Here is an 18,590-nt window from a genome sequence, read left to right as displayed (position 1 = left end):
AAAACGTTATGTTTTTAGAATTAACAGAAGATAACCTTCAACAATATTTAGCCGATAACTCAAAAGTTATGGTTCAGTATGCTGCATCCTGGTGCGGTAACTGCAGAATCATGAAACCAAAGTTTAAAAAATTGGCTTCAGAAAATGAAGATGTGGCTTTCTTGATCGTTGATGCCGAAAAACTTCCAAACTCACGCAAATTTGCGAACGTTGACAATTTACCAACTTTCGCAGCTTTTGAAGGTGGCAGTTTGGTAGATCAGGTGCAAACCAACAAAGCAGAAGGCTTAATAGAACTATTTAACAAGATAAAGTAATGAAGATTCCGGTTATAAGACAATTATTTCAAAACACCACTCCAGCACAACTGGAGACCACTTTAGAGGTTTTAGAGGCTTTTTGCGAATTTAGAGGCGTTAGTGAGCACGAAGTGGATGTTGCAGGTGAAATGATTACCAATATTTGTGGTGCGCTTGAAGTTCACCAAATGGTAAGTGAGGGTGCAGCCGAAAAAGATGCATTAAATGCTTTTGGCCAAAAAGTAATGGGTTCGATTGATCGATAATCGTTTTTAAGCTTTAATCTGACTTTTTCAAATAAAAAATCCCTTGTTGATCAAATCAGCGAGGGATTTTTTTCTTCATTGCTAGGAGGAACTATGAAGCAATCTTTTATGCTATTATCAATTCTTGTTTTTTTGGAAAGCAAGGGCTGGTTTCCCTCCCGCCGATAGAAAACCTGTGAAGCAAGCATAACACAAGTAAATAAAAACAGATAATTAAATCGGCATCCGTCCAATCAGGTTTAGACGGCTGGGTTTTGTAATTCTGAACGAAATAAAACCCAATGCAATGAGCATAAATGTGATTATTAAAAATATTTTGATTCCGAAAGCTTAGAAATTTCTTAAGAGTTTAACTTCAACATGTGCTACTACGTGCAGACTCTTTTGTGGGGACACGGGCCTTGGTACTTAACCTTACATTAAAGAAAATAACTGCCAGAAAGCCAGCGTAAAACTTAAGCAAAAGCCAACTGTGGACACTATTTTAAGTAAATTTCCTTTTCTGGTTTGAACAAAAAATATTCCTGAAATAACCAAAAATACAATTGCGATACCGGTTAGTAATAAAGGATTTTGTAAAAAACCAGGAAATACTGAAAGGTAATTCTGTTTGATAACTTCAAATGAATTATCACTATCCGTTGCCCGGAACCACCAAATCATATCTACCATAATAACGGTGAGTAAAACCGATGCTATTATAAATTTTGTTTTTAGTTTCATATTTACAGATTGTTATCTTTTTAAATATAGCGAATAACAAAAGAAAATAAAAAAGGCCTTTACGGATACAGACCTTTGAACAATATTTTTATATCTCGCAGGTTTTAAAAACCTGCGAGGTACAAATGAAACTTTAAGCCAAATTTCGTCCCGCATTTACAATACCGAAAACCGTTCTTACCGCAAGTTTTTCTAAAGCATGCTGGTCTTTCTCGTTTTGATCATGCTGTAGTTTTTCTAAAGCAAAATGCTGAATCAATACCAATGGCAAAATAATTTTTTCGCGTGTAGCAATCGATTTTTTATCTACAGGATAATTCGCCATTAAAGTTGGCTGTCCGGATAGTTTTAAAAGCATCTCCTTCGCTAATTTGAATTCGTTGTGTAATTGAGTCCAAAAAGCACCAAACTCTTCATCTGCCGCCAAATGTGCTGTTATTGTGAAGTCTGATTTACTCATACTCATCATACAGTTATCTACAATGGTTTTCAAGTAATCAGAATCCTGGTAAACTTTAACTACTTTATCCCAATTGCCTGCATTTTCCTGGCTTTTCAGGGCCGTTCCCATTCCATAAAAACCGGGTACATTCTGTTTTAGCATACTCCAGGCGGTAACAAAACTAATGGCCCTTAAATCTTCAAGTTTCATTTCGCCTCCGCCATTTCTTTTTACCGGACGGCTGCTGATATTAGCTTGCGATAATAGTTTTAAAGGAGACAATTTCTCTAAATAACTTACAAATAATGGATGCTCACGGAGGTCGACAAAAGCCTTATAACTTTCTTCGGCCATTTCATCAAGCAGGGTTTTATTTTCAGGATCTAAAAGAATATTATGTTTTTCTTTCAGGCCTGATGTTAATCCGGCGTTTATCAATTGCTCAATATTAAATTCAGCACTTTCTACAGATCCGTATTGAGAACTGATGGTTTGCCCCTGAACAGTTAGCTGCATGTTCTTATTGGCAATTTCCTTACCCATCGAAGCATAAAAACGGTGAGTTTTACCTCCTCCACGGGCAGGCGGCCCTCCGCGGCCATCAAAAAATGCCAATTGAATATTGTGTTTAGCAGAAACCGCTGACAATGATGTTTTACCATTAAAAATAGACCAGTTGGCCATTAAATAACCGCCATCTTTGGTACTGTCAGAATAACCAAGCATAATGTCCTGCTTGTTTCCACGGCTGGCCAAATGTGCTTTGTAAAATGGGTTGCTATAAAGCTTATCCATAATTGCTGCAGCACCTTTTAAATCATTAACGGTTTCAAAAAGTGGTACAAAATCAATTGTTAACGATTCTTTACTCCAGCCATTCCAAAGGAAAAGCTCAATTAACTGCAAAATATCACTAGCCTGCTGGCAATTGCTGATAATGAAACGGTGACAGGCTTTTTCGCCATTACGCCTTTGAATACCTTTAATTTCTTTAATTACCTCGATGGTATCTTTTGTTAACGCATCAGGTTCTGTAGCGTAAACTACGGTTGCTTCTTTAAAAGAAATAAGGTTTAATTTTTCTTCTTCAGAAAGATTATCGTAATCTGCAGGATATAATGAAGAAATGGGTTTATTTTGGCGACAGTAAGCATGAACACTTCTTAACACGCGGCTATCCTGGCGGATATCCAAAGAAGCGAAGTAATTGCCATATAAATCTATTTTGCGGATCAAATCATTAACCAGATCAACAAACAGGCCTTCATGCTCGGCCAAAAGCGTTTCTTTAATTTTATTCAGGTTATCTCTTAACTCATCAGAAATATCATGTAATTCGCAGGTTTGATCAAAAGCATTCTGATAAAGTACATCGTGTAATTTTGCAATATTTTCCTCCACACCCCTAAAAGTGATGCGGCGTTTAATCACCCTGAAATCGCGGTAGTAACAACGGAACAGGATTTGACGCAGCATTTTAGATACTTCCAGAGTAGTATCTGCATGAATATTAGGATTCCCGTCACGATCACCTCCTGGCCAGAAACCCAGCTCAAGAATTTTTTTGGTTTCAAGGTTATATTCATCCAGATTCTGATCAATTTCTTCCTGGATATTTGCCGCAGCGAAATAAAAAGTATTTTCTAAAAACCAGGCAAGGTTTAATGCTTCATCAACTGGGGTTGGCGATTTTTTATTAAAAAATGGTGTTTTACCCAATTGCTGTAAAAGCGAATTCATCGAGGTAAGGTCGTTATCTCTGATGGCTTTGGTTAAATCGGTTATAATAGCCAATACGCTCCCGGGATAAAACTGCGTTGGGTGGGCGGTTAAAACCAGGCGAAGCGAAAGTTCATCAATCAGTTTCTCAATTTTAGCTAAAACAGGTTTGTTATCTGCATTTTTCTTTAAAATAAAGGCTAAGGTACTTTGCTCATCAGTAGTATTGAGTTTGGTAAAAGAAGCATCTTCTACGGCATCAAAAAGCACCACTTGGCGCTCTATATATTGGATAAAGCGAAAAAGCAGGTCAACAATGTCTTTACGATCGGTATAACTTGTATACTTAGCAAAAAACTCTTCGATAACCTGTGCGGGTTTTTCCCCATTTGCAATACCTTCTTCACAGCTTTTAAAGAATAGCGGAAGCAATGTTCCGGTATCTTTTATTTTATAAAAAGGTAAGGTGAGAAATAAACTGTTAAATAGTTCGAATTTTGAGATGACCTCATTATTAAAAATAGATTCTCGTTGCGTAGTTAAACGAAGTTTGGGCATAGCTTATGCGATAGTTTTGTATACCGTAATACTACAAAAAATGCATAAGGTATTAAAATTCTAAGGCTTACAATTTGGATAATTGTAGAATAAATTTTAATTTTAGAATCTTATTTGGTCACTATGTGGTTAAGTAAGAACATTTGCAATGTTTAAGGGCATTGCATTGATTGTTAATTTTTTGGGTTAAAACAGCCGATGTAATAAAATACACCGGCTGTTTTTGTTTTTTGCCAATATTTAGGCAATTTCTTTGCAAATTTTAGTGTGCATCTGTCACAATGTTTGCATTCTTCTTAAATTTTTGAAGATATAGCAAAGGTATTGAGAACAACATGATCAATCCGGCAACCCAATATGCATCGTTATAAGTGAGCAACATGGTTTGTTTAATTACCGAACCTTCAATCGCTTTCATTGCCATTAATTTCGCATCCATTAATGATGAACCTTTGGCCATAAAATTATGCACTAAGCCATTTAATTTAGCGGTAAAAGTTGGATTGTAGTCGTTTATGTTGGTAAGCAGATTATTTCTGTGGAAACCCGAACGAATGTGAATCAGTGTTGTTAATGCTGCGATACCGAAAGAACCGCCCAACTGCCTGCTCATATTATTTAATCCGGAGCCTTGTCCAATTTCCGGACCTGATAAGTCTTGCATGGCCAGGGTTGTTAACGGCACAAATAATAAGGCCATACCGAAACCTCTAATTACTAAAGGCCAGAAGAAATCGCCGGTTCCTGATGCAAGTGTTGATTTACTCAGCATCCAACAGAAAACGAAGAATAAAAACATTCCTCCTGTAGCCATAAACTGCGCCGGAACACCTTTTTTAAGCATGATACCGATAAAAGGCATCATTGAAATGGTACAAATACCACCTGCAATAAAAAGCTTTCCGGTTTGTAAAGGCGTAAAGCCTAAAAGGTTTTGCGCAAAAACAGGGAAAACGAATACCGAGCCGTACAATCCGAAACCTAATATAAAAGAGGTAAACATCCCGATTGAGAAACTTCGCTTTTTCATAATCCGAAGATTAACAATTGGGTACGCTGTGCTGGTTTCGCGCCAGATAAACAATAACAAACCAAATATAGAGGCTACTGCTAATGCGATAATGTAAGGTGTAGAAAACCAATCTTCGCTTTCGCCTTTTTCCAATAAGGTTTGTAAACTTCCAACCGCCACAGCCAGTAAACCAATCCCCCACCAATCAACAGGTTTTCCTTGCCCATCCTTGGGCGTCTCTCGAATAAAGGTGATGGTACAGTATGCGGCGAGTATCCCGACGGGAATATTTACATAGAAAATCCATGGCCAATCTGCTATTTCTAAAATATAACCTCCAATTGTTGGTCCTACGGTTGGTCCTACAACCGCACCTAAACCAAATAAGGCTGTTGCAATCCCCACATCTTCACGTGGCCATGTTTCAATTAAAATAGCTTGTGCTGTTGATATTAATCCACCCCCGGCCAAGCCCTGAATAATCCTAAATAAAATAAGTTCATTCAATGAAGTGGCGTTTCCACATAAAAAAGAAACTAAGGTGAAAACGATAATAGAGGTTAAGAAATAATTTTTCCGCCCAAAACGACTGCCCAACCACCCCGACATAGGCAGGATAATTACATTCGCAACGGCGTATCCAGTGGATAACCAGGCCACATCCTCCAGGGTTGCGCCCAGGTTTCCCTGTATTTGAGGGATTGCTACGTTTACGATTGTTGTATCAATCAGCTCCAATAATGAAGCTGTGATTACCGTAAATGTAATGATCCACTTTTTTAAACCTACTTCGGCCATTTTGAAATTATTTAGTAGATACTGATGCTTTAACGCTCATTCCTGGACGTAATTTGGCCAACAGCTCTTTTGATGGATGAATTTTGATTTTCACTGGTATACGTTGTACAACCTTAACAAAGTTACCAGTGGCATTATCAGGAGGTAGTAAAGATCCTTTTGCGCCAGTAATTGGAGAGAAATTATACACTTCGCCCTGAATTTTATCGTCTGGATAGGCATCAACTTCAATTTCTACTTTAGAACCTTCTCTGATTTTTTCCAATTGCGTTTCTTTAAAGTTTGCAGTTACATAAATGCTTCCGTCGTTAACGATAGAGAATAAAGATTGACCTGCCTGAACCAATTGTCCTTTTTGAACATTCTTTTTAGAAACAATACCTGTTGCTGGCGCTTTAATATCAGTATATGATAACTGAAGTTTAGCAAAATCAATATCACTCTGGCGTTGGCTAATAACATTGCTGCTTACAGCCAATTGCGATTGTGTAGTACCAACCTGTTTAACCGCAGCATTGTATTGATCGGTTGCTGCCTGGTAAGCTGCCTGTGCAGATTCTTTTGAGGCTTTAGCCTGATCGAAAGCTTGTTGGGTAATTGATCCGTCTTTTACAAGGTTTGCATAACGGTCATAATCTTTATTGGCCAGGTTTAATTTAACCCTTGCCGCAGCTACATTTGCTTTTGCAGTACTGGTATTTGCCTGGGTTGCGATAATTTGCGATTGCGCTACTCCAACACCTGCACTGGCTCCTTTTTGGCCAGATTGTGCCTGCTCTAATTTAACTTTATAATCATTATCATCAAGCTTAACTAAAACCTGACCTTCAGTTACATGCGTATTTTCTTCAAAATTAATATCCTTTACATAACCACCAACACGCGCAACAACAGGACTGATATCACCATCAATCTGAGCATCATCCGTATCTACGTGTTTGCTATAATAATTCCATTCTGTAATTCCGAAAATTACACCTATTACTAGTAAAACACCTAAAATGATGGGTACTACTATGTTCTTTTTTTTCTTTTCAGTTGTCATTGCTGTATTTATTGCGTTATTTTTCCTGTTGATTTTAATAGTGTATAGTAAGCCAAACCTGCATCTGCCTTAGCTATTTCTAAATTTATTTTTGCCTGGTATAGTAAGGTTTCTGCGTCGATACGGTCGGTTACAGAAGCTACATTGTTTTTGTATTTAGAGGCCAATAATTTATCGTTTTCTGTTGCCTGTGCAATAGAGGTTTCCAATACCTGGATTTTATTCATCGCTACCTGGTAACCTTGAAAGTTTTTATTGATATCTGTTTTTACCTGATCTGATAAAATATCTTTCTGAATGGTAATTTCGTTTTGCTGAATTTTAGCTTCGCTTACTTTATTTTTATTGGTCCACAGGCTACCGATATTCCAGGATACCGTTGCACCTAAGGTAATCGGCATTAAATATTGGTTTGCTGGTGGTATAAAGTTACCACTTGGATTTATGTAATATAAGTTTGCGCCAATACCAACGGTTGGTAATGTATTTGCTTTAATGGTTTTAATGTTAAAATCGGCAACTTTGTTTTGCACGTCAAGTTGTTTCAGCTCCTGGCGGTTAGCCATTGCCATACCGATATATTCATTTAAAGAATTAGCGCCTTTTAAGCCTAAAGTAGGATCGGTAATTTTAACTTCTGTATCTTCAGGCAAACCTAAAAGAATATCGAGGTTGTAATTGATTACTTTGCGGTTGCTTTCGATATCCATTTGCGTTAATGTAACATTAGCTTGCTGCAGCTGGAAACGCAATACATCATTTTTGGTAACTATACCTTGTTCGAAAAAACGTTGCGCCTGTTTAATCTGTGCTGCGATAGACTCTAAATTCTGATCAACCACTTTTCTGCTTTGCGATACCTTGTATAAAGCGTAATAGGTACTGATTACTGCATAAGTGATTTCTTCTTTACTTTTTTCGGCATCTAAACGTGCAACATCAGCCAAAAGTTTGGTTGATTCTTTTGCATATTTTAATTTACCACCTCCATACACCAACTCTTGTACTGCTGCAGTACCAACAAAAGCATCGGCTCTTTTAGGCAACTGTAAAGATGAGCCTCCGCCGGGTAAAGTGAAGGTTGTGGTAGGAATTTCAGCGTGGTTGTATAAAAAGCTTGCGTTTGCTGTTGGCAACACATTGTCTTTAACAACTTCTAACTGGGCAACAGCCTGATCGATTTTGTTTTGAGAAAGTTTTAAGTTTTTACTATTGGCTATGCCAAGTTCTATTGCCTGGTTGATATTTAATTCCTTCGTACTCTGTGCAAATAAAGCAGCAGGAATTAATGATGCCGCAAGCATTAATCTAATTGATTTGGGTATCATTTTTTTGTTGTTAAATAAACTGTTGTTAGATCTTGTAAGTGAGCTATTGCCCTGTCTTTAATAATTTTTTTATCTTTCGGATTGTTGAGGTCGAAGTTTGAGCAAGATATTACTTTATGGGGAGCAATAACAATATTGGTTATCGTACCCATAATGGTCGCAATTACCATCCTTACATCAACTTTGTTAAAACTACCATCTTCAATTCCATCCGTAATAATGCGGTCTATAAGCTGCATGTTATGACTCATTGCATCTTTAATCTTATCATACATTTCGGGCCTTTGGGTTAAAGAAAGTTCGCGATGCATCATTTTATGAAAAGCAGTGTTATTCAGTATCCTGTTTACATAACCCTCTATAACTCTGTGCAGTTTTTCTAATGCTGAAATCTTATCTTCATTGATGATTTTTAACTGAGATGCGAAACCTGCAATACGCTCGTTCATAATCTCTACAAAAACCCCTTCTTTTGAACCGAAATAATAATTTATCATCGCCATGTTCGCTCCAGATTCTTTGGCAATCTGGCGGGTAGAAGTTCCCTCGTACCCAGTTTCGCAAAACAGCTTTTCAGCTGCGTCGAGTATGGCCTGTCTTTTATCTACTTTTTCTGTTTTCATTTCTTTTTTGACGCCACAAAATTAATCAATCGTTTGATTAATTTCCAAATGTAAACACACTTCTTTTACATTATCTTGATAAAACCCTAATTTTAAGTGAAATAATTAACCTGAGAATGAAAATAAGATCAACTATGGTTGAAGATTTTGAAAATAATACTCAGATTTATATTTATGATAATAGAATGTGCATCTGACTACAATTAACAAATGCACATTTATATTGGCCGGAATTGATAATAAATTGGAATATTGAGGAGAATGACAAATTAAAATTTAAAATAAATATTAACTTTGCCTCCAAATAACAAAAACATGAGTGTACAAGAGAACAGCAGCAATAATTTCAACTGGTTATATTATGCTTTAGGCTTATTCTTCGGAGTTTTTACCGGAGCAGTAATTACGCAAAATTATATTTTCGCTTTATTAGGTGGTGTTTTAGGTTTGTTAACTGCAGGCTTATTTTTAAATGCTATCGTAAAAGGCAGAAAATACTAGTTTATTTTTACCGTTTACATCCCATTTTAGGATAAAAAATAATTTCATAGCAAATGAGAATTTGTGATTTTACCCATTGGTGTAGAAACATAATTACTCCATTGCCACAGAAAACAAAAATTTACAAATGAAAAATATCTTCATTGTTGTTTTCGCTCTTTTTTGTTTCAGCGCAAAGGCTCAGCAAGCCACTACTGCTGATGTAAAATTTCCTGCTGCAGATCCAAGTCCGGCAGATATTGTTTATTTCCCGCTTAATGCACCTAAAGCAAAGGCTGGAGATTTAGCAAAGCCGGTTATAAAAATTGTTTATTCGCGGCCACAGAAAAAAGGACGTGATATTTTCGGTGTTTTAGAACAGTATGGCAATGTATGGCGTTTCGGCGCCAACGAAAGTACCGAAGTGCGTTTCTACAAAAAAGTAACCATCGGTGGAAAAAAAATTAAAGCAGGTAATTATAGCTTATTCGCCATTCCGAATAAAGATACCTGGACTATAATTGTAAATAGTGAAACGGATAAGTGGGGCGCATTTACTTACGATCAATCAAAAGATATTGTTCGCGTAAATGTTCCGGTTAAAACCTTAATCAAGCCAATCGAGTATTTTTCTTTAACCTTTACCCCAAGTACTGATGGCGCTAAGTTGATTATTGGTTGGGATAAAACCCAGGTTGAACTGCCAATCATTTTTTAAGATAAAAAAAAATTAAAATCTAGAGTCCCGGCCTAAAAGCCAGGACTTTTATTTTTTCAGGCATTTGAGGTCAGTTTCTTGGCTTCGCCATCATAATCGATCGCTGAAAAACCAACTGCAGCTATAAGTCGGTTAAAGCGGAATGTGATTAAATAAGAAAAAAGAAATAATAACGCAAAAAAGCAAACTCCAATCCTGGCAGTTTGCTTTTTTAATCATTATTAACCTAAACAGGAAAAAACTTCTACAAATTGTCCTGCAAGAGCTTCAAAATTAGTTTCATCCTGATATAGAAAATATGCAAAAATCACTATTTATATTTTAATTTAACCTACCTTTCCTATAATGGTGAAGTGTTAAATGTTGCTTAAATAACCTGATGATGGACTGGGGCACCGAAACCTACCAGGCCCATCATTTCACGTAATGGATAACCTGTGCATTGCAAAAGTTATTTTGCCCGGTGCATCTGCATCATTTAATTGCTTAACGTGCACATAAAAGAATCTTGCAAACTTGCCCATTACTTCAATTAGTTGTATGCTGTAAAATTAACCTGAAATTGAACTCAGAGAATCACCCAAAAAGGGTGATTTTAGCATTATTTTTTAGCAAGGCATTGCTACAGGTTAGATAAACCACTTTTCTTTTGCTGTTTTTATAGCTTCTGATTTAGAATTTACATCCAGTTTGATATAAATATTTTTTACATGGCTTCTCACTGTTTCCTGATCAATAAAAAGATCGGTAGCAATTTGAGATTTCGTTTGCCCGTTTGCAATCCTATCCAATATCTCCGTTTCTCTTTTGGTTAAGGGCGAATTAAGGTTTTTTTGAAAAGATCGCATTACAATTCTGGCCACATTGGTACTCATTGCTCCGCCACCTGTACTTACTTCTTTAATTGCATCTATAATTTTTGCTGCACTCGAGTTTTTGGTGAGATAGCCCCCAGCTCCCAGGGTTAAAGCTTCGAAAACCAACTCCGGTGAATCGAAAACAGTTAAAATGATGATATTTGCCTGTGGCAGAGCTTTTTTAATAAAAGGCAAGGCTTGCAGTCCATTGGTTCCAGGCATTTGGATATCCAATAAAATCACATCCGGACAATCTGCATCGAGGTGTTTTTTAGACAAATCGTACGATGCGTAAGCATTTACAACAACAAAACCTGCTACATCATTTAACAGCGATTCGTAACCCATTCTTAAAATATCATCATCTTCAATTAAAACGATTCGTATATTTTGGCTCATTGTGATATTGGTTTTAGGTTAAGACGGATTTTAGGCTATTTTGTAACAGGAATTTTTGTCGAAATTGTAATGGCGGTTCCTTTCCCTGTAATAGAAGAAATCTGGAAGGTAGATTTTATGCGCTTACATCGGGTTTGAATGTTATTTAGTCCCCTTCCCCGTTCTACCGATTCAAGGTCGAAACCCGCCCCATCATCCGTGGTTAAAATGTTAATGGTATTATAATCCGTTTCAATAACCATTATCAGAACCTGTGTTGCTTTGGCATGTTTAAGTACATTATTCAGCATTTCCTTAAAAATCAGCGTTAGGTTTCTGTTAAACTCCATTGATAGATGTAGCTTTTGATATTTAACAAGTACACCCTCCATCTTAAAATCAATGCCTGTATTATGGAATAGATCTATCCCAAAATTTTTGATGTGCATTAAAATTTCAAAAAGATTATCGCTCTGCGGATCCAGGGCCCATAGAATATCTTTCGTTCCGGTATACAGCAAACCTGCATTTTCTCTAATAAGCCTAATCAGTTCTTTCTGCTCTTTCTCCGTTTCATTAACTTTTTTGTCTAAAATCTCCGATAACACATTAATCCGCGTTAATTTGTTGCCTATATCATCATGAAAATCCTCCGCCGTCTGCTTTCTGATCTTTTCCTGTTCTTTGAGCTTAACTTTTTCAAATTGATATTTCTTTCTTTCCCTGGTTTTAAAAATGAGATAAAAAATCAGCCAGATTAAAAAGATCAATACCAGAAAAGCCACGATTTTAAATAATATGGTATCGTAATATGGTGGTACAATAATAAAGCTAAACTGCCCGATGTTAGATTGCTGTCCATTTGCAATGGCATAAACCTGGAAAGTATAGCTTCCCGGCCGTACAGCAGAATATTCGATCTCGGTATTGGGTACTGGTTTACTAAAATCATTATCTATCCCAACCAGTTTGTACCGATAAAGTACACTTTCAGGATTGGTAAGGTAAACACCTTTAAAACTTATTGCAATGTGGTTTTGGCTATAATCTAATTTATAAAAACTGTTTTTTTGATTATTGATGTCTATAGAAAAATCTTTAGAGCGGTCGCTTTTATGGTAAACAATAACCTGTTGAATATGAATAAACGGACTGTTTTTATTCTCATTAGGTGCCACTATTTTACACTGTATCAACCCACTTATGGTACCCACCAAAATGCTGTTTTTATAGTTAATAATCGCATTTTGATTACACTCTACAATTAAAGGATGATCTCTGAAAACTTCATAACGCTGCTGTGTTTTATCAAACGTTAGTTTGTTTATTCCACGTCCGGTTCCTGCCCATAAATTATTTTTATGATCAGTTGCAAGGCTATAAATGTCGTTAGAATTTAAGCCATCGGCCACCACATAACGTTTAAAAGCTTTTGTTTTGAGGTTCCACGTTATAATACCATCACCAAGGGTTGCAAAAACCAGATTATCACCATGTTTGATGATACTTAGAATATGTATTTTGTTGAGCGGTTTAAGATGGAATGTTGTATCTACTTTTCTATTTCTGATCAGGGTAATGCCATTCGAAGTGCCCAGCAACACACTATCTTTGTTTAGCGGGAATGGAAAAATACAGGATGAATACTCATCAAAGCCTGTTATTCTCTCAACTTTTCCATCTTTTAAATAGGTTGATGATTTTAACCCATTGATCCATATTCCCCCTTCGTTATCCTCCGCAATAGCACTGTTATCATATCTTTCAGCTTTTAATATTTGAGAAAATTTTTGTCCGTCATACTTCCAAACGCCATTCCCATAGGTAGAAATCCAAATGTTTTTTGCCTTATCTGCAAATACAAAAAATATTTTTTTATCCTTAAAAAGAGGATTGTCAATAACGGTCAGGTCTTTTCCATCGTACTTAAAAATACCTTTATTGTAGGTACCGAACCAAAGGTTTCCTTTTTTATCGGCTGCAATTCCACTTATCGGATAGCCAACATTTTTGCCTTTAAATTTATTGTAATGAATAAAGGCATCTCCTTCATACTTATAAATTCCATCACTGAAACAGGAAATCCAGATGTTATTTTCTGCATCTTTAAAAATTTCATTAACCTGGTTGTCACTAAGTCCGTTTTCACCATTAAAATTTGTAACCAAGCCATTATTCCGGATCAGGTAAGCCCCTTTTTCAGAGCCAACCCAAATATTGCCCTTATCATCCTGCTCTAAAGAATAATAGGTATCAATATGAGGATTTTTAAAAAATAATTTCGTAACCCCTCTTTCCAATACATGTACTCCACTCCGGTACGTTAGCAGATAAATTTTATTTTTAACTTTTCTATCGAATAAAATCTTCGAAACTGATAATGCACTCAGTTGTTGCGGCAATTTCTGATAAATGATCCATTTGCCGTTTTGAAGTTGATAAATGCCTTTGTCTGTAACCGAAGCATAAAGGTTTCCAGATTGGTCTGTGTTAATGGTGTTAATGCTTTTATCCCCTATGGAATAATAAATAAGCCTTCCCTTTTCTACTTTAAAAAGTTTCCGCTCGGTTATTCCCCAAATTATACCCTGTTTATCTTTAAGTAAATGGCTAACTGGTTTACCAGAAAATAAGGTGCTTATTTTTCCTTTTTTTAAGATGTTGATTCCAGCTTCCGTACCAAAATAAACCTGGTTAAGGTTATCTTCCAGGATAGCGTTAATGGAGTTGGATGATAATCCATCGGCCTTGCTGTATGAAGTAAATACCTTGCCATCAAAATTACTTACACCCCCGTAAGTACCGAGCCAAAGTGTTCTATCTTTTGCCTGATAAATTACCATCACCTGAGATTGTGGCAGGCCATCTTTCAGGTTGTAATTGGTAAAATTATAGCTTTGAGCAAATAGCTTTAGGCTTAATAATAACAGTAAAGAAATTAGGAGATTTATCTTGATTATAGACAGTTTACTGTACATGTAATACAAAATAAGGATAATTACGTTCAAAAGCTATCCCCCGTTTTGGGGGATATTTTATGCATTGCCCATATACGGATCGGTTTGGGTAATTTCTCCTGTTTCTATTTTACCGGCATAACGTTGTTTAAAAATGCTATTACCTGGTTGCACGATGCTGAAATCGTACCAGTTGGCATTTTTAGCCAGGTTAAAAGCAACTTTATTGGTGCCTTTAGGTTTAATGCTCACTGTTTTTATCCCTGATTTATACTTATTATCTCCTATTTGCAACGTAATTACTGCTGTACCTTTGTTTTCTATTGAAAAAATTAAGCTTCCGCTAAGTTTTTTTGTAACCAGGCCAATCTGCTCCGGATATGCCTTAACCACAATTAAAGGGTTCTTTTTATTGCCTGAGAAAGATCTGTAAAAGCCATTTGGCCCATTGATAAACAGCTCATAAGCTTCGCTGTCAAAATCTTCTATATTGATGTTGTCTTTTAACACATCGCCTGCTTTAACTGCATAGGCCCAGGTTTTACCCACAACGCCTTTAAATTTACCGATGGTATTCATATTGAAAGGTGCACCAACCGTTTCTGTTTCACTACCAAACAATGTTTTTGCTGATTGAAAAGTCAGTTCGATTTCGTTGTTTACCACATTGGCATCAACCATTAAATGGTAAGGCAGTGCGCAGGCATTTTTGGTTCCACTTTCTTGTTTAGGTGCATGCGCTGATGTTTCAGAAGAAAAGGCTTCAAACTTATTAATTTTTGCTACTTCTGTTTTATTCAAAGCAGTTGGACCAACCTGTGCCGGTTTATTTTTTGCATTACCGATATTGGTTACTACGGCATCCCTTTTTAATGGCTCAGGAGATTTAATTTCTTCTCCATTATAAGGCCTGAAAACAGAAGTTAAATCACCGCAAATGTTTCTTCTCCAATCGCTGATATTATTGCTTTTAATTGCCTTTCCTGTTTTTTTAGCGAGCCATTTCTCTACAAACATTAATGATGAGGTATGATCAAAAACCTGCGAGTTTACAAAACCTCCTTTGCTCCAGGGCGAAGCTATTACCAGTGGAACCCGGTAACCCAGGCCTATAGGACTTCCTTTTTTTGCTTCAAAATCGGTAGCATAGTTTATTCCATTAGATACTTTTCCGCTGGCGGGATCATCTGGATTTGGAACTACAAACGGGGGTTGATGATCAAAATAACCATCATTTTCATCATAGGTTAAAACGAAAATTGTTTTTTTCCAAACTTCAGGGTTCTTGGTTAAAATATCCAAAGCCTCGCTTACATACCAGGTTCCGTATAATGGCGAGCTGGTATGATCAGAAAAACGCTGAGGCGCAACCAACCAGGAAACTGCAGGTAGCTTTCCACTGTCCACATCTTTTCTGAATTGATGAAAAATATCGCCTTTCGGAATGTTTACTGTTTCAGACTGGCCCTGATCATTTTTAAAAGTAAATGGTTCAAGATCAAGGTAATCCTTTTCAGATATATTTGTTGTAAAGGCTTTATCTATTAAGTTTTTCTCTTTTTGAGATAGTTTATCGTATTTCTCCTGAACTTCTTTAGCAGTTAAGGCCGGTTTAACGGTATTATCGCCATTTTTTCTAAAATAAGCCGATAATTTAACATTATGCCGGCTAATGTATTCTACAGGATTATCACCATAATTACCCAACCAATCATCTATTTCGCCCTCAGGGAGTTTTGATGTCCAGAGTTCATTTTGGTAAATTCGCCAATCAATGCCATTATCTTCCAGTGTTTCCTGAAAGGTTGGCCAATCTACAAATACATTATTTTGCGATTCTGCCTGGTCGTTATTTACTACAGCAATGCGGTTAGCACTCTTTTCTCCACGGATCGTTCCTGTAAAAAAGAACAGTCTGTTCGGCGTTGTTCCGGTAAGCGACGAACAAAAATGCTGATCACAAATGGTAAAGGCATCAGCCATGGCATAATAAAAGGGAATGTCATTCCGATCATAATAAGCCAAAGTCATCGGTGATTTTACAGGCAACCATTTATCATAACGACCGCCATTACGTGCAGCCACCTGATCGTTCCACGAATGTGGCAAACCACCTTGCCAGGTAATTTTTGTTTTGTTAATGTCTACATGAAAAGGTGCATAGGTATAACCCTGACCATCTTTTTGTAGCCAAACTTTGCTGCCATCAGGCTGAATGTGTGGGTGTGGATCATTAAAGCCGCGTACGCCTTTCATTTTACCAAACATGTGATCGAACGACCTGTTTTCCTGCATCAAAAAAACAATGTGTTCTGCATCGTAAAAGGTACTGCCCGGTTCAGGGTTAATAGACATGGCTTTTAGTACCGAACTGGGCAATGTATTGGCCATGCCCGTGGCTCCGGCAAATAAGGCCGCCTTTTTTAGAAACTCTCTCCGTGAATCCATAAATTATACAATATAGCTTAGATAACGCAAGTTAAATTTTTCAGTTGGCAATAAGCAATTTTCAGTTGGTGTTAATTATTTTCAAATTAGTTGCAAATTGCTTAGTATAAAACCATCAGGCAATATGCCCAACAATAAATCACTGCAAAAAACATTTAATTTGTTCTATTTCAGTTAATTAATGAAACAATTAACCTTTATAACATCCAATTGCGGTGAACTATACAACAAAATTATTTTTGAAAAACCCTCACATAATCAACCTTCATTGTTGCAGGAAAAATAGCATCATCTACCCCTTTTTTTCCGCCCCAACCGCCGCCTACAGCTACATTTAAAATTACATGGAAATTTTGATCGAACGGCCAGTCGCCAGAACCTTTTTTGGTATTTTTAAAGCTGAGGTATTTTTGATCATCAATAAAAAAATCAATGCGATCTGCAAACCATTCTATGGCATATATATGGTATTGGGTATATGGATTTTCTACTTTTAACGCCTTACCAACCTGGGTTTTAATTACATGGTTAAATTTTTCGGTATGTACCGTTCCGTGCACACTATCCGGTTCGTAACCCACATGCTCCATAATATCAATTTCGCCGCTTTTTGGCCAGTCGCCATATTTCCAATCAGTCGGCAATGCCCATATTGCAGGCCATAAGCCCCTGCCCTTTGGTAGCATGGCCCGAACTTCTACCCTGCCATATTTAAAATCAAATTTATTTTTGGTTACGAGCCTGGCCGAGGTATAATGGTTATTTTCTTTGTCGGCTTTTATTGCGGTGATGTTCAGATTGCCTTTTTTAACCACTGCATTCGCCGTATCGGCATCGGTGTAATATTGGAGTTCGTTATTTCCCCAGCCTTTTCCGCCAACATCGTAACTCCAGTTTTTAGCTAAAGGTAATCCTGCATTATCGAACTCATCAGCCCATTTCAGCTTCCAGCCTGCTGCTAAAGGAGTCTTTTTGAGCTCTTCGAAAGTTAATTCAGGCTCATTGGTGGTAATGTAATCAACCTGGTGTGCTAAAAGCCACTGAATTTCAGGAACAGTATTCACCGTCCAGGCGTTCACCGTTAAGCCCAATTTGTGGGCATTTTCAATCCATCCATCTTTTTGGTATATGCTGTAATGGTAATCAACACCCGTTAATTTATCGGCTTTCATTTGTTCTGCACTGATCTCACCCCTTAAATATGCAACTTTTGCATTTGGCAGCAGCTCCAAAACGCGTTTACAATAATCGTAGTCAAAACTAATGTACTCTGTCCATTCTACTACTTTCAGTTTCTGAACCATTTCGATACACTTATTCGTAACTTCAATACCACGTTCTTTGCTAATTAAAGAGGGTTTGATTTCTAAAATGAGCTTCGTTTTTTTCTGTTTTTTTCCTTCCAGTAAATAGGCTTCTAACGTTGGTATTTTTTCACCATTCGTCATGGTTTTAGTCAACAAATCCGCATATTTTACTTTCTCAATCGTTAAACCCTGAAATTCAGGATCATGATTAATCACCAAAACCCCATCAGCCGTCATCCATACATCGAATTCTGACCCATAGCAACCAAGTTTTACGGCTTCTTTTAAAGAAGCAATGGAGTTTTGTGGGAAATTATTTTTCTTCCACGCACCGCGGTGGGCAATTACCTGGTTTTTGTTCCAATTAAACTTTTGGGCGAAAGAAGCAGTAAAAATGAACAACATCAGTGTAGAAATAAGTACTCGTTTCATATTTAACATGATTATACAAAAAATCAAAAGTAGATTTTTATCAGAATACTCGTTTAAAATCTATGTAACCTTTGTATTAATAAAAACAAGATAATGGTTTTTAAATTAACTTAGTTATACGCAGAAAGACTATACTGAAAATGTAAATTATCACAAGTCAATATCCAATTATTTGTAAATTGATAGTGAATGATAAACAT

At 36.7% G+C, this 18,590-nt stretch carries 14 protein-coding genes; 4 read left to right on the top strand and 10 right to left on the bottom strand.

All coding sequences use genetic code 11. The features are described from left to right. Positions 1–8 precede the first annotated feature (8 nt). Together ACZZZW_RS02065 and ACZZZW_RS02060 are read left to right on the top strand one after the other, a co-directional pair. Entirely contained in the window at positions 9–317 is a 309-nt protein-coding gene (locus ACZZZW_RS02065; protein WP_025141703.1) for a thioredoxin family protein, read from the top strand. Then, positions 317–565, top strand: a complete 249-nt coding sequence (locus ACZZZW_RS02060; protein WP_010599336.1) for a DUF6952 family protein — start codon at positions 317–319, stop codon at positions 563–565. Before ACZZZW_RS02065 ends, ACZZZW_RS02060 begins: the two co-directional genes overlap by 1 nt. A gap of 414 nt (positions 566–979) precedes the next feature. Here ACZZZW_RS02060 and ACZZZW_RS02055 read toward each other — a convergent pair whose 3' ends face one another. From ACZZZW_RS02055 to ACZZZW_RS02030, 6 genes are all read right to left on the bottom strand, one after another. Further along, positions 980–1,288: a hypothetical protein gene (locus tag ACZZZW_RS02055; RefSeq protein WP_463492154.1), complete on the bottom strand. Its 309-nt coding sequence runs from the start codon at positions 1,286–1,288 to the stop codon at positions 980–982. A 133-nt stretch (positions 1,289–1,421) separates the two neighbouring features. After that, on the bottom strand, positions 1,422–4,007 hold the full coding sequence (locus tag ACZZZW_RS02050; RefSeq protein ID WP_055914426.1) for a phosphoenolpyruvate carboxylase: 2,586 nt from the start codon (positions 4,005–4,007) through the stop codon (positions 1,422–1,424). Positions 4,008–4,269: 262 nt separating this feature from the next. Continuing rightward, a complete protein-coding gene (locus ACZZZW_RS02045) occupies positions 4,270–5,817 on the bottom strand; it encodes a DHA2 family efflux MFS transporter permease subunit (protein ID WP_463492153.1) in 1,548 nt (515 codons plus the stop codon). Positions 5,818–5,824: 7 nt separating this feature from the next. After that, positions 5,825–6,862 carry an HlyD family secretion protein gene (locus ACZZZW_RS02040; protein WP_055914420.1) on the bottom strand — a complete coding sequence of 346 codons (1,038 nt, stop codon included), beginning with the start codon at positions 6,860–6,862 and terminating at the stop codon, positions 5,825–5,827. Between the two features lie 8 nt (positions 6,863–6,870). Then, positions 6,871–8,190, bottom strand: a complete 1,320-nt coding sequence (locus ACZZZW_RS02035) for a TolC family protein (RefSeq protein ID WP_463492152.1) — start codon at positions 8,188–8,190, stop codon at positions 6,871–6,873. Then, complete coding sequence (locus ACZZZW_RS02030; protein WP_055914413.1) at positions 8,187–8,813, bottom strand: TetR/AcrR family transcriptional regulator; 627 nt, start codon at positions 8,811–8,813, stop codon at positions 8,187–8,189. Before ACZZZW_RS02030 ends, ACZZZW_RS02035 begins: the two co-directional genes overlap by 4 nt. 315 nt (positions 8,814–9,128) lie before the next feature. Here ACZZZW_RS02030 and ACZZZW_RS02025 point away from each other — a divergent pair, with 315 nt between their 5' ends. Further along, the gene (locus ACZZZW_RS02025) at positions 9,129–9,314 is read left to right on the top strand and encodes a hypothetical protein (protein ID WP_055914408.1); all 186 of its coding nucleotides are present in this window, start codon (positions 9,129–9,131) and stop codon (positions 9,312–9,314) included. Positions 9,315–9,441: 127 nt separating this feature from the next. After that, positions 9,442–10,011, top strand: coding sequence for a DUF2911 domain-containing protein (locus ACZZZW_RS02020; RefSeq protein WP_463492151.1), 570 nt, complete (start codon positions 9,442–9,444; stop codon positions 10,009–10,011). A 629-nt stretch (positions 10,012–10,640) separates the two neighbouring features. On the opposite strand, the gene ACZZZW_RS02015 is transcribed toward ACZZZW_RS02020, so the two are convergent. From ACZZZW_RS02015 to ACZZZW_RS02000, 4 genes are all read right to left on the bottom strand, one after another. Then, entirely contained in the window at positions 10,641–11,267 is a 627-nt protein-coding gene (locus tag ACZZZW_RS02015; protein ID WP_463492150.1) for a response regulator transcription factor, read from the bottom strand. Positions 11,268–11,302: 35 nt separating this feature from the next. Continuing rightward, positions 11,303–14,224 carry a ligand-binding sensor domain-containing protein gene (locus ACZZZW_RS02010; RefSeq protein WP_463492149.1) on the bottom strand — a complete coding sequence of 974 codons (2,922 nt, stop codon included), beginning with the start codon at positions 14,222–14,224 and terminating at the stop codon, positions 11,303–11,305. 57 nt (positions 14,225–14,281) lie between these two features. Next, entirely contained in the window at positions 14,282–16,651 is a 2,370-nt protein-coding gene (locus ACZZZW_RS02005) for a phosphocholine-specific phospholipase C (protein WP_463492148.1), read from the bottom strand. A 233-nt stretch (positions 16,652–16,884) separates the two neighbouring features. Further along, complete coding sequence (locus ACZZZW_RS02000) at positions 16,885–18,390, bottom strand: glycerophosphodiester phosphodiesterase family protein (RefSeq protein ID WP_463492147.1); 1,506 nt, start codon at positions 18,388–18,390, stop codon at positions 16,885–16,887. Between the last annotated feature and the right edge of the window lie 200 nt (positions 18,391–18,590).

The sequence above is a fragment of the Pedobacter sp. AC379 genome (assembly GCF_979258145.1).
This window is presented reverse-complemented; position numbering and strand designations above follow the sequence as displayed.

Coding starts and splice junctions, on each gene's coding strand:
- ACZZZW_RS02065 (WP_025141703.1), top strand. CDS start 9: ATGTTTTTAGAATTAACAGAAGATAACCTTCAACAATATTTAGCCGAT.
- ACZZZW_RS02060 (WP_010599336.1), top strand. CDS start 317: ATGAAGATTCCGGTTATAAGACAATTATTTCAAAACACCACTCCAGCA.
- ACZZZW_RS02055 (WP_463492154.1), bottom strand. CDS start 1,288: ATGAAACTAAAAACAAAATTTATAATAGCATCGGTTTTACTCACCGTT.
- ACZZZW_RS02050 (WP_055914426.1), bottom strand. CDS start 4,007: ATGCCCAAACTTCGTTTAACTACGCAACGAGAATCTATTTTTAATAAT.
- ACZZZW_RS02045 (WP_463492153.1), bottom strand. CDS start 5,817: ATGGCCGAAGTAGGTTTAAAAAAGTGGATCATTACATTTACGGTAATC.
- ACZZZW_RS02040 (WP_055914420.1), bottom strand. CDS start 6,862: ATGACAACTGAAAAGAAAAAAAAGAACATAGTAGTACCCATCATTTTA.
- ACZZZW_RS02035 (WP_463492152.1), bottom strand. CDS start 8,190: ATGATACCCAAATCAATTAGATTAATGCTTGCGGCATCATTAATTCCT.
- ACZZZW_RS02030 (WP_055914413.1), bottom strand. CDS start 8,813: ATGAAAACAGAAAAAGTAGATAAAAGACAGGCCATACTCGACGCAGCT.
- ACZZZW_RS02025 (WP_055914408.1), top strand. CDS start 9,129: ATGAGTGTACAAGAGAACAGCAGCAATAATTTCAACTGGTTATATTAT.
- ACZZZW_RS02020 (WP_463492151.1), top strand. CDS start 9,442: ATGAAAAATATCTTCATTGTTGTTTTCGCTCTTTTTTGTTTCAGCGCA.
- ACZZZW_RS02015 (WP_463492150.1), bottom strand. CDS start 11,267: ATGAGCCAAAATATACGAATCGTTTTAATTGAAGATGATGATATTTTA.
- ACZZZW_RS02010 (WP_463492149.1), bottom strand. CDS start 14,224: ATGTACAGTAAACTGTCTATAATCAAGATAAATCTCCTAATTTCTTTA.
- ACZZZW_RS02005 (WP_463492148.1), bottom strand. CDS start 16,651: ATGGATTCACGGAGAGAGTTTCTAAAAAAGGCGGCCTTATTTGCCGGA.
- ACZZZW_RS02000 (WP_463492147.1), bottom strand. CDS start 18,390: ATGAAACGAGTACTTATTTCTACACTGATGTTGTTCATTTTTACTGCT.